Source organism: Paraburkholderia sediminicola, from assembly GCF_046026895.1.
Classification (GTDB): domain Bacteria; phylum Pseudomonadota; class Gammaproteobacteria; order Burkholderiales; family Burkholderiaceae; genus Paraburkholderia; species Paraburkholderia sediminicola_C.
This window is the reverse complement of sequence record NZ_JAQQEU010000007.1, coordinates 37,958-50,414: the sequence shown is the minus strand read 5'-3', so window position 1 is coordinate 50,414 and position 12,457 is coordinate 37,958. Positions and strand designations below refer to the sequence as shown.

Genomic DNA, 12,457 nt, shown 5'->3' with positions numbered 1-12,457 from the left:
CGGGAAGTTGGGTCGCTGGTGGGACCCGCGTTGGACGAGCGAGTCCGCGCGCATTGAGCGCGGTCACCGTTTAATGCCGGATGCGTCCGGTCAGCGCCGCAAGAATCACCGGCATCGGCGCCGGCTTGACGAAATGATGGTTGAAGCCCGAGCGCAACGACTCGCTTGCCTCTTCCGCGCGTTCGAGACCGCTGAGCGCGACCAGGGTCGGCGCGGGCGTGTCGGCCACGTAGCGGATGCGCCGCGCCTCGCGCAACACCGCGAGTTCTTCGCCGGCGCGGCCGAACAGCAGCGCCTCGCCGCCTTTCACCCACACCACGTGCAAGCCCTTGAGCGCATAACGCCGCATCAGACGAACGCTTGCGGCGTCGAGCGGCAGCCGCCGCGCATGCCGACGCGGATCACGCGGGCTTGCGGCGCGAGCGTCACGATGTCGGGATTCGCAAGGTCGTCGAGCAGCACGACATCGGCGGCCGCGAGCGCTTTGGCGGCTTTGAGCGTGAGCAGATCGAGATCGCCCGGGCCGGCGCTGAGTATCGTGACCTTGCCGATGTTCTTGTTCACCACGCCAAACCTAAAAATCCGCGCTAAACGAGCACGGTGAGCGCACCTTGCGCGTGCCCATGTCCCGCACGCGCAAGGTGCTGCGTCGCACCATCCCTGTGCCTCGTCGCATCAAAACACAACGCCCGCGGAGCCCGCCGTCAGCGTGGGCGATTACCCGCAAAGGCCCGCGCGACGGCCTCGTAGCGTCCATTTCGCACGATTGGCACAGGCTTTGCATTAAACGTTGCCAGCGGATCAACGTGGATCCGCCGCGAGTGCAACACAAAGTGCTCGCCGCAGGACCAAGGTCAGGACAACGGCGTCCCCCGAATTCAGTCATCGACTGGGTTCGCGGGACGCCGTTTTTATTTCCGGAACCGCTTCGCCACACACCCGACGGCGACGCCCGAAGCCCAAGCACATCGAGGACACCGCGCTCATGAAAATCATCGTTATCGGTCACGGGATGGTCGGCCACAAACTGGTCGAGAGCCTCGCGCAAGATGCCGCGCACGGCCTGGACATCACGGTGCTGTGCGAGGAATCGCGGCCCGCCTACGATCGCGTGCATCTGTCCGAATTCTTCGGGGGCAAGACGGCGGATGACTTGTCGCTCGTCGCGCCGGGCTTCTTCGAGCGTCAGAACGTGCGACTCAAGCTGAACGCGAAGGCCGTCGCGGTCGAGCGCGACGCGCGCACCGTGACGCTGGCGGACGGCGAAACGCTGCCGTACGACAAGCTGGTGTTCGCGACCGGTTCCTATCCGTTCGTGCCGCCGGTGCCGGGGCGCGAGCGCGCCGATTGCTTCGTGTACCGAACCATCGACGATCTCGAAGCCATGCAGGAATGCGGCGCGCGCTCGACAACGGGCACGGTGGTCGGCGGCGGCTTGCTGGGTCTCGAATGCGCCAAGGCGTTGCGCGACCTGGGCCTGCAAACACACGTGGTCGAATTCGCGCCGCGCCTGATGGCCGTGCAGGTGGACGACGGCGGTGGCCGCGTGCTGCGCACGAAGATCGAAGAACTGGGCGTGACGGTGCACACGCAGAAGAACACCACGGCGATCGTCGACGGCGAGGCGGGCACGCACCGCATGCAGTTCGCGGACGGCAGCCACCTCGATACCGACATGATCGTGTTCTCCGCCGGCATTCGTCCGCGCGACGATCTCGCGCGCGAATGCGGTCTGACGCTGGGCCCGCGCGGCGGCATCGTGATCGACAATGCGTGCCGCACGAGCGATCCGCACATCTACGCGATCGGCGAATGCGCGCTGTGGAACGGCCAGTTGTTCGGGCTCGTCGCGCCGGGTTACGACATGGCGCGCGCGGTCGCGAAGCAACTGCTCGGCGACGTGGCGGAATTCGGCGGCGCCGACATGAGCACCAAGCTCAAGCTGATGGGCGTCGACGTGGCGAGCATCGGCGACGCGCATGGCAACACGCCGGGCAGCCGCGCGTACCAGTTCAGCGACGAACGCAAGCGGGTCTACAAGAAGCTGGTGGTGTCCGAGTGCGGCAAGTATCTGCTCGGCGGCGTGATGGTCGGCGATGCGAGCGAATACGGCGCGCTGTTGCAGATGATGCTGAACCGCATCGAGCTGCCGGAAGCACCCGAATTCCTGATCCTGCCGCAAGCGGACGGCAGCGCGAAACCCGCGCTCGGCGTCGAAGCGCTGCCCGCCGCCGCGCAGATCTGCTCGTGCAACAACGTGTCGAAGGGCGATCTGTGCGCGGCCGTGTGCGCGGGCGCCACCGACATCGGCGCGCTCAAGTGCGCGACCAGTGCCGGCACTTCGTGCGGGGGTTGCGTGCCGCTCGTCACGCAGGTCATGAAGGCCGAGATGAAGAAGCAGGGCCTCGCGGTCAACAACCACGTCTGCGAACACTTCGCGTATTCGCGCCAGGAGTTGTATCACATCGTGCGTGTCGAGGGCGTGCGCAGCTTCGGCGAACTGCTCGCGAGGCACGGCCACGGACTCGGTTGCGAAATCTGCAAGCCGGCGGTGGCGAGCATTCTCGCGTCGTGCTGGAACGAATTCGTGCTGAAGAAAGAGCATGCGTCCTTGCAGGACACCAACGATTACTACCTCGCCAACATCCAGCGCGACGGCACCTACTCGGTCGTGCCGCGCATGGCGGGCGGCGAAGTGACGCCCGACGGCCTGATCGCGGTCGGCCAGATCGCGAAGAAATACGGCCTCTATACGAAGATCACCGGCGGTCAGCGGGTCGACCTGTTCGGTGCGCGCGTCGAGCAACTGCCGTCGATCTGGGAGGAACTGATCGCAGCCGGCTTCGAATCCGGTCACGCGTACGGCAAGTCGCTGCGCACTGTGAAGTCTTGCGTCGGTTCGACGTGGTGCCGCTACGGCGTCGGCGATTCGGTGGGCCTCGCGGTCGAACTCGAGAACCGTTACAAGGGCTTGCGCACGCCGCACAAGATCAAGTTCGGCGTGTCGGGCTGCACGCGCGAATGCGCGGAAGCGCAGGGCAAGGATGTCGGCGTGATCGCGACCGAGAAGGGCTGGAATCTGTACGTGTGCGGCAACGGCGGCATGAAGCCGCGTCATGCCGAACTGCTCGCCTCGGACCTCGATAAGGACACGCTGATCCGCTACATCGACCGCTTCCTGATGTTCTATGTGCGCACCGCCGACCGTCTGCAACGCACCAGCGTGTGGCGCGACAACCTCGAAGGCGGTCTGGCGTACCTGATCGACGTGGTGGTCAACGATCACCTGAACGTGGCCGCCGAACTCGAAACGGAAATGCAGCACGTGATCGACACCTACGAGTGCGAATGGAAGAAGGCCGTTACCGATCCCGAAACGCGCAAGCGCTTCCGTCATTTCGTCAACAGCGGCGAGCCCGACAGCAACGTGCGCTTCGTCGAGGAACGCGGGCAGATCCGGCCCGCGACGCCTGCCGAGCGGCATTCGAGGCTCGCCGCGATTCCTGTCGCCGCCGAGACGGTCTGATTGCTTGCATCTTTTTTTGTCTCACCGGCTTGCGTCACCCATTGCCCCATTCATTGCTCACCTTGCGAGGACTACTGCCATGAACAACGACCGCCTGCCACGCGCCTGGACAGCCATCTGCCCGCTCGATGACATCGTGCCGAACACCGGCGTCTGCGCGCTGGTCAACGGCGAACAGGTGGCGGTTTTCCACGTGAACGACGGCAGCGACAACATCGTGTATGCGATCGAAAACTTCGATCCGGGCTCGCAGGCGGCCGTGCTGTCGCGCGGACTGATCGGCAGCCTCGGCGAACGCGTCGTGGTGGCGTCGCCGATCTACAAGCATCACTTCGATCTGCGCACCGGCGAATGTCTGGAGACCCCGTCGTATTCGGTCGGCGCGTTCGAGACGCGGGTCGAAGACGGTCACGTGTGGGTTGCGGTGTGAGCCGTTGAAATCCTGAAACCTCTTGCCAATCACGACGCCCCTTATGTCCTCCACTAGCGTAAAAACCGTGTGCCCCTACTGCGGCGTTGGCTGCGGAATGGTGCTGCACGTCGAGGACGGCCAGGTCGTGAAGATCGCCGGCGACAAGGAGCATCCGTCCAACTTCGGGCGGCTGTGCACGAAGGGGCAGTCGGCGCACGTCGCGTTGCGCAAGTCCGGCCGCCTGGAAAGCGCGTTCGTGCGCCATGCACGCGACGAAGACCCGGTGCCGCTGCCGATGGCGCAGGCGATCAGCAGCACCGCCGCGCGTCTGCGCGGCCTGCTCGACGAACATGGACCGGACGCGTTGTCGTTCTATGTGTCCGGCCAGATGTCGATCGAGGCGCAGTACCTCGTCAACAAGCTGGCGAAGGGCTTCGTCGGCACCAACCACATCGAGTCGAACTCGCGTCTGTGCATGGCGAGCGCGGGCAGCGGCTACAAGCTTTCGCTCGGCGCGGACGGCCCGCCGGGATCGTACGAAGACATCGATCATGCCGACCTGTTCTTCGTGATCGGCGCGAACATGGCCGACTGTCATCCGATTCTGTTCCTGCGGATGATGGACCGCGTGAAGGCGGGCGCGAAGCTGATCGTCGTCGATCCGCGCCGCAACGCGACCGCGGACAAGGCCGACCTGTTCATGCAGATCAAGCCGGGCACCGACCTCGCGCTGCTCAACGGCCTGTTGCATCTGCTGCACGAAAACGGCCACACGGATGCCGCTTTTATCGCCGAGGCCACCGAAGGGTGGGAGGCGCTGCCGGCGTTTCTGGCGGACTACACACCGGAGCGCGTCGCGGGGATCACGGGCCTCGCCGCCGCCGACATCCGCCGTGCCGCGCGGATGATCGGCACCGCGCTGGAGTGGATCAGCTGCTGGACCATGGGCCTGAATCAGAGCACGCGCGGCACGTGGCACACCAACGCGATCTGCAATCTGCATCTGGCGACCGGCAAGATCTGCCGGCGCGGCAGCGGGCCGTTTTCGCTGACGGGCCAGCCCAATGCGATGGGCGGCCGCGAAATGGGCTACATGGGTCCGGGCTTGCCGGGCCAGCGCTCGGTGCTGGTCGACGCGGACCGTGCGTTCGTCGAAAACCTGTGGGGCATTGCGCCCGGCACGCTGAAGACCGAAGTCGGCAACGGCACGATCGACATGTTCTCGCGCATGGCCGCAGGCGAGATCAAGGCGTGCTGGATCATCTGCACGAATCCGGTGGCGAGCGTCGCCAACCGCCAGAACGCGATTGCCGGATTGCGCGCGGCGGAACTCGTGATCGCGCAGGACGCGTTCCTCGACACCGAGACCAACCGCTACGCCGACGTGCTGCTTCCCGGCGCCCTATGGGCCGAAGCGGAAGGCGTGATGATCAACTCCGAGCGCAATCTCACGCTGATGCAAAAGGGCATCGAGCCGCCGGGCGCGGCGTTGCCGGACTGGCAGATCATCGCGCGGGTCGCGTGCGAAATGGGCTTCGCTGATGCGTTCAGCTATGCGAGCGCCGAAGAAGTGTTCGCCGAAATCACGCGCGCGTCGAATCCGAAAACCGGCTATGACTTGCGTGGCGCGAGCCATCGCCGGCTGAAGGAAACAACGCTGCAATGGCCGCTCGCAGGAGCCGATTCAGCCGACCGCAACCCGGTTCGCTACCTGAACGACGGCGTGAGCCAGACGCTGAGGGAGCTACCCGACGGCAGCCGTCCGCGCCTCGTGTTTCCGACCGCGAGCGGCAAGGCGATGTTCTTCGCCCGCGCCTATGCGGCCCCGGCTGAATTGCCCGATCGCGAATTCCCGATCGTGCTGAACACCGGCCGCTTGCAGCATCAATGGCACACGATGACCAAGACCGGCAAGGTCGCGATGCTCAACAAGCTGAACCCCGGACCGTTCGTCGAGATTCATCCCGAAGACGCCGCCACGCTCGGCATCAAGGCGCAGGACGCGGTCGAGATCCGTTCGCGCCGTGGCCGCGCGGTGCTGCCCGCTGTGGTGACCGAGCGCGTGAGCGCCGGCAACTGCTTTGCACCGATGCACTGGAACGATGTATTCGGCGACGACCTGTGCATCAACGCGGTGACGAGCGACGCGATCGACCCGGTTTCCCAGCAGCCCGAACTGAAGTTCTGCGCGGTCGCGCTGAGTCCGGTGACAGTCGGCGCCGCCGAACCGCTCGAGCCGCTTGAGCATGGCCATGACGAAGTCCCCACCGACGAGGTTGCCGTTACCCCCAGCGTCAAGGATCAGGACATGCCCCGTATCGAAGCACTCACCAGCCTGTTGCAATTGCCGCCCACGCCCGCGCCGTCCCTCACCGACGCCGAGCGTGCGTATCTGGCCGGCTTCGTCGATGGTTTGCGTTCGGCCGAAGCACAAGGTCTGGACAGCGTGCCGGTTCTGCCGCGCAGCGCACCGTTCGATACGGCGAGCCGTTTGCACGTGGACGGTCTGCTGGCCGGACTTTATAGCCGCAGCGCGGCCATCGCGGGCGTGGCCGCCGCCGCCGCGTTCCCGGGTGCGCAGGCAGACACGGCGCAAGCCTCCGGCGTGCGCATCGTGCGCGTGCGTCCGAAGGTGACGCTGCTGTGGGCCTCGCAAACGGGCAATACCGAATCGCTCACCGAGCGTTATGCCACACGTCTGATGGAGTCGCGTTTCGAAATCCGCACCTCGTGCATGGCGGACTATCAGGTCTCGTCGCTCGCCAGATCGCAATACGTGTTGCTGATGACGAGCACGTTCGGCGACGGCGCTCCGCCCGACAACGCGCAAAGCTTCTGGACGCAATTGAGCGCCGACGATGCGCCGCGTCTCGAAGGCGTGCGCTTCGCGGTGCTCGCGCTCGGCGACCGCAACTACGATCAGTTCTGCGGCCACGGCCGCCGCCTCGACGAGCGTCTCGCCGCACAAGGCGCGCTGCGTCTGATGGATCGTGTCGATTGCGACGGCGAGTACCAGGAAAGCGCCGATGCGTGGCTCGAACGCGTGATCGTGCGCATCAACGAAGAAGACGCGGCGCTGCATGCGGTGCCGCCGGGCGGCATGATCAACGCGGTGGTGCCGGGCGCGGTGCCGACCAAGGCGCGACCGGCCGCCTCGCGGCTCGTCAGCAATCTGCGCCTGAACCGCCGGGGTGCGGCGAAGGACACGCGTTACTTCTCGCTGAACACCGGCGCCTCGGGCCTCGAATACGAAGCGGGCGACGCGCTCGGCGTATGGCCGAGCAACTGCCCCGAACTGGTCGATGAACTGATCGGTTTGAGCGGCCTCAGCGCTGACGAGCCGGTGCAGGTGGCGGGCGCAGGCGACATGCGTCTGGCCGATGCCCTCGGCAAGCACTACGAAATCGCGCGGCCGGGCGCGGACGCGCTCGCGTTCATCGCCGCGCGCAGCGGCAACGGTGGGCTGCGCGATCTGCTGACGCCCGAGCGCAAGGGCGACCTCAAGCAATGGCTGTGGGGCCAGCAGCTTGCCGACGTGCTGCACGAATTTCCGGTGCGCCTCACGGCGACCGAACTGACCGGCATGCTCAAGCGTCTGCAACCGCGCCTGTACTCGATCGCGTCGAGCCCGACAGCGCATCCGGGCGAAGTGCATCTGACGGTGGCGGCCGTGCGATACAGCAATGGCCGGCGTCATCGCAAAGGCGTGTCCTCGACGTTTCTCGCCGACCGCGCGAACGAGACCGATGTGCCCGTGTTCGTGCAGAAGTCAGCACACTTTCGTCCTCCTCTTCAAACCGACGCGTCGATGATCATGGTCGGCCCCGGCACCGGCATTGCGCCGTTTCGCGGCTTTCTGCACGAACGGCAGGCGCGCGGCGAGCGCGGACGCAACTGGCTGTTCTTCGGCGAACAGCATGCGGCCACCGATTTCTACTATCGCGACGAACTCGAAGCGATGCGCGACAGCGGCTTCCTGACCCGGCTCGACGTGGCGTTTTCGCGCGATCAAGCCGACAAGATTTATGTGCAGGACCGCATGCGCGAACAAGGTGCGCAACTGTGGTCATGGCTCGAAGACGGTGCGCATTTCTATGTGTGCGGCGACGCGAACCGGATGGCGCGCGATGTGGACACGGCGCTCAAGGATGTGATCAGCACGCACGGCGGCATGAGCCACGAAAAGGCCGCCGAATACGTGAGCCGTCTAGCGCGCGAAAAGCGTTATGCGCGCGACGTGTATTGAGCGGCGAGGCGCGCGAACACAACTCGTGCAACCACGAACGCAAGGATTCAAAGAGTATGCAGTGAAGTTTTGAAAAACGGAGCCGGATGGCATGGAGGTCGCATGTTCAGAACGGCTTTCAACATCGTGGCTGACTGGTGCCTGGCGCAGTGCCAACGCTGGATGGTCGAGAAATCAGTTTTGTGAGGATATCTGATGAAAAACGTGATGAGTTCGCTTAAGAGCGGAGACTGGCGCGCGCTGGTGGCGTGTTTCCTCTATTTCGACACCGGCTTTACCGTGTGGGTGCTGTATGGGCCGCTCGCGCCGTTCATCAGCAAGAGCATTGCGATGACGCCCGCGCAACAAGGTTTGCTGGTCGCGGTGCCGGTGCTCTCGGCGGCGATTCTGCGCGTGACGCTCGGCAATCTGTATCAGTCGGCGCACGGCAAGCGCATTGCGTTGATGGGCGTGCTGCTCTCGGCGGTGCCGACCATCGTGCTGCCGCTGTTGCAGTCGGTGCCGTCGTACGAAATGCTGCTGGTGCTCGGCGTGTTCCTCGGCGTCGGCGGTGCGAGCTTCGCGGTGGCGCTGCCGATGGCCGGCAGCAACTATCCGCCAAAAGTGCAGGGCCTGGTGCTGGGTCTTGCCGCGGCCGGCAATATCGGCGCGGTGCTCGACGGTTTCCTGTTTCCGCAACTGGCGACGCACTACGGTTGGCAAATGGCCACCGGCGGCGCGCTGCCGTTGCTCGCGATCGCCGCGATCATGCTGTATTGCTGGGCCAATGACTCAGGTGTGAAGTCGGGCAGCGTGCTGCGCGCATTCGGCAGCTTCGCGGTGACGCTGGCCGGTTTGATCGTGCTCGTGCTGCTGGTCGAAGCGGGCCTGTTCGGGTCGGGCAAGACCGGCGTGCTGCTGTTGCCGGTGATCGGCGCGCTGCTGGCGATCGCGGTGCTGCCCAGGCGTTATCGCTCGGTGCTCGGTGAGCGCGACACCTGGGTGATCATGCTGGTGTACAGCATCACGTTCGGTGGATTCGTCGGGATGTCGTCGTATGTTTCGCTGCTGCTCACCAACCTCTATCAGCTTTCGAAAATCGACGCGGGTCTGTTCATGGCGCTGCTCGCCGCCACCGGCGCGATGGTGCGCCCGCTCGGCGGCCTGATCGCCGACAAGGTGTCCGGCGTGCGCGCACTGACCGTGTTGCTCGCGATCATCTCACTGTGCGACTTCGTGTTCGCTGCCGCGATGCCTTCGATCGTGGGCGGCATTGCGTTGCTGTTGTGCCTGTACGTGGCCTTCGGTCTGGGCAACGGCGCTACGTTCCAACTCGTGCCGCATCGCTGGGCGGGGCGCACGGGCCTGATGTCGGGTATCGTCGGCGCGGCGGGCGGCATTGGCGGCTTCTATCTGCCGGTCGTGATGGGCATCGCGAAGGAAAGCACGGGCAGCTATCAGATGGGCTTTGCGACCTTCGGCGCACTGGCCGCCTGTGCGTTCGTCGCGATCGTCGCGCTGCGCCGTCCGTGGATGGCGTGGTCGATGCATGCCGGCGTGATGCACGCGCACGCGACCGAATGATGTCACGAGACCGGCGCGATACGGCCGCACCTGAAAGCGCGTGGGTTCACGACGGACGCGGGCATACGAATGGGCGACGGCGCGGACGCCACCGCAGCGCAGGGACGCGAGTCCACAGCGCTGCGCGGCGCGGAGTTCGCGCACAAGACTGCGCCGAACGCGGACTTCGCCGGGAGCCTGGCGAGCACGACGAGCCGTGACCGATCCTACGAAAAGCCGTTATGAAAATAGGCAGGCAAATACTTGCATGTTGTGAACAACGTTTCTAATATGCAGTCAGGAGGCTGCATATGAACCCATCGACCGATCGTATCGAAAAGCAGATTCTGCTCAAGGCGCCACGCTCGCGGGTCTGGCGCGCGTTGTCCAGTGCCGAGGAATTCGGCAAATGGTTCGGCATGAATCTGACCGGCAAGCAGTTCATCGCCGGCAAGACCGTGCAAGGCAATCTGACCTATCCCGGCTATGAGCATCTCGTCATCGACCTGCAGATCGAGCGCGTCGAGCCCGAGCATCATATGTCGTGGCGCTGGCATCCTGCCGCGATCGATGCGTCGGTCGACTACTCGCCGGAGCCGACCACGCTGGTCGAGTTCGAACTGAGCGAGGTTGACGGGGGCACGTTGCTGCGCGTCGTCGAATCGGGTTTCGACCGGATCCCCGCCGCGCGCCGCGATGAAGCCTTCCGCATGAACACCGGCGGATGGGAACATCAGCTGGTCAACATCGAACAGCATGTCGCCAAGGGTTAGAACGGCTTCGGCAAGCACGGGTCTGAAGGCGTCCGTGCTGCGAAGCGCCGCACCGGTTTTCGCGGCGCTCGGCGACGAGACACGGCTGCGCCTGATCGCGGTTTTGTGCGCGGGCAGCGCGATGTCGATCGCTCAATTGACCGCGGGCACGGCGATCACGCGGCAGTCCGTGACCCAGCATCTGCAGGTGCTCGCCAACGCGGGGCTCGTGCGTGACGTGAAGGTGGGGCGTGAGCGCTTGTGGGCGTTCGAGCCGGCGCACGTCGACGAAGCGCGCCGCGCGCTCGATGCGATCTCGCAGCAGTGGGATCAGGCGTTGTCGAGGTTGAAGGCGATGGTGGAGGAGTGAGTGACGCGTTGCATGCGTTGAGCCGGGTCGCTGACTTGCGGAACGTGAGCGCATGGTGCGTTGAACACGGGGGCTCGCGCCTTCAACAGCGCCAGCCCGCTCATGTGCAACTGATCGTCAGTCCATCAATACGCGATACACACCGACTTGCTTTCCGTATAAGCGTCGATGATCGCCTTCCCATGTTCGCGGCCGATTCCCGATGCCTTGAAGCCGCCGAACGGCATCGCCGGGTCCACCATGTTGTGCGTGTTGACCCACACCGTGCCCGCTTCGATCCCATCGACGAGACGCAGTGCCTTGTCGAGCTGGTTCGTCCACACGCTGGCACCGAGTCCGTATTCGGACGCGTTCGCGAGGGTCAGCACTTCATCCAGCTCGTCATAAGGCATCGCGACGAGCACCGGACCGAACACCTCTTCCTTGACCACCGTCAGCGGCTTGCCTGCGCGGTTGGCAATCACGGTGGGACGCACGAAGTAGCCGTCGCCGTCCACGCGCGCCTCGCGCGACAGAATTTCGCCGCCTTCCTGGCCGCCTTGCGCGACCATGCCGACCACCTTGTCGCGATGCCGCGCGGAGACCATCGGTCCCATCTGCGTCGCCGCATCGAAGCCCGAACCGAGCGCGATGCTGTCGGCTACGGCGGCGATGCCTTGCACGACTTCGTCGTAGATCGAGCGCGCGACATAGAGACGCGAGCCCGCCGTGCACACCTGGCCGTGATTGAAGAAGATCGCGCCAGCCGCGCCTTCGATCGCCTTGCGCGGGTCGCAGTCGTCGAGCACGATCACCGGGCTCTTGCCGCCGAGTTCCAGCGACGCGCGTTTCAGATCGTCGGCGCATTGACGGCCGATGATGCGGCCCACTTCGGTCGATCCCGTGAAGGTGACCTTGTTCACCAACGGATGCTTGACCAGCGCCGCGCCAGCAGTTTCGCCACGGCCGGTGATCACGTTGAATACGCCGGCCGGGAAGCCTGCTTGATGCGCGAGTTCGGCAAGACGGATCGCGGTCAGCGGCGTTTCTTCCGCGGGCTTGAGCACCACGGCGCAGCCGCACGCGAGCGCGGGCGCGATCTTCCATACGGCCATCAGCAGCGGGAAATTCCACGGCACGATCGCGGCCACCACGCCGGCCGGCACGCGCCGCGTCGACGCGTTGTAGCGCGTGCCCGGCGGAAACGGAATCGACAGATCGAAAGTGGTTCCTTCGACTTTGGTGGCCCAACCGGCCATGTAGCGCAACCACTGCACGCTGCCCGTCACTTCGAGCATCTTCGAGAAGCCGATCAGCTTGCCCTGGTTCAGGGTTTCCAGCGTCGCGAGTTCGTCGGCGTGCTGTTCGACGAGGTCGGCCAGCTTGAGCAGCAAACGCTCGCGGGCGGCCGGCGGCATTCTGCGCCACGTGTCGGATTCGAAGGCGGCCTTCGATGTTCTCACTGCATGATCGACGTCCGACTCCGACGCGTCGGGAATCTGCGCGAGTTCTTCCGATGTGGCCGGGTTGTACACCGGAAAGGTTGTGCCCGCGGCGCTGCGGGTTTTCTCTCCGTTGATGAACATGGTCTGCGGCAGCGCCGCTGCGAGGTGGTGTTCGCTCATGGTGT

The 12,457-nt window shown here is 65.0% G+C and carries 7 protein-coding genes and 1 pseudogene; 6 read left to right on the top strand and 2 right to left on the bottom strand.

Features of this window, described 5'->3' with window-relative positions:
• Positions 1 to 244: 244 nt before the first annotated feature.
• A pseudogene (locus tag PQR02_RS07205) lies at positions 245 to 564 on the bottom strand (SAM-dependent methyltransferase); the annotation flags it as partial.
• A 421-nt stretch (positions 565 to 985) separates the two neighbouring features.
• Here PQR02_RS07205 and nirB point away from each other — a divergent pair.
• The 6 genes from nirB to PQR02_RS07175 all read left to right on the top strand — a co-directional run bounded on the left by nirB (position 986) and on the right by PQR02_RS07175 (position 10,848).
• Entirely contained in the window at positions 986 to 3,526 is a 2,541-nt protein-coding gene (gene nirB, locus PQR02_RS07200) for a nitrite reductase large subunit NirB (RefSeq protein WP_408227589.1), read from the top strand.
• Between the two features lie 79 nt (positions 3,527 to 3,605).
• The gene (gene nirD / locus PQR02_RS07195; RefSeq protein ID WP_408227586.1) at positions 3,606 to 3,956 is read left to right on the top strand and encodes a nitrite reductase small subunit NirD; all 351 of its coding nucleotides are present in this window, start codon (positions 3,606 to 3,608) and stop codon (positions 3,954 to 3,956) included.
• A gap of 43 nt (positions 3,957 to 3,999) precedes the next feature.
• Positions 4,000 to 8,184: a bifunctional nitrate reductase/sulfite reductase flavoprotein subunit alpha gene (locus PQR02_RS07190; protein WP_408227583.1), complete on the top strand. Its 4,185-nt coding sequence runs from the start codon at positions 4,000 to 4,002 to the stop codon at positions 8,182 to 8,184.
• 195 nt (positions 8,185 to 8,379) lie between these two features.
• On the top strand, positions 8,380 to 9,747 hold the full coding sequence (locus PQR02_RS07185; protein WP_408227580.1) for an MFS transporter: 1,368 nt from the start codon (positions 8,380 to 8,382) through the stop codon (positions 9,745 to 9,747).
• Positions 9,748 to 10,037: 290 nt separating this feature from the next.
• On the top strand, positions 10,038 to 10,499 hold the full coding sequence (locus tag PQR02_RS07180) for an SRPBCC family protein (RefSeq protein WP_408227577.1): 462 nt from the start codon (positions 10,038 to 10,040) through the stop codon (positions 10,497 to 10,499).
• Positions 10,483 to 10,848, top strand: coding sequence for an ArsR/SmtB family transcription factor (locus PQR02_RS07175; RefSeq protein WP_408227574.1), 366 nt, complete (start codon positions 10,483 to 10,485; stop codon positions 10,846 to 10,848). The genes PQR02_RS07180 and PQR02_RS07175 overlap by 17 nt, the downstream gene beginning before the upstream one ends.
• Before the next feature lie 125 nt (positions 10,849 to 10,973).
• Here PQR02_RS07175 and styD read toward each other — a convergent pair whose 3' ends face one another.
• Positions 10,974 to 12,452: a phenylacetaldehyde dehydrogenase StyD gene (styD, locus tag PQR02_RS07170; RefSeq protein WP_408227571.1), complete on the bottom strand. Its 1,479-nt coding sequence runs from the start codon at positions 12,450 to 12,452 to the stop codon at positions 10,974 to 10,976.
• Positions 12,453 to 12,457: the final 5 nt, after the last annotated feature.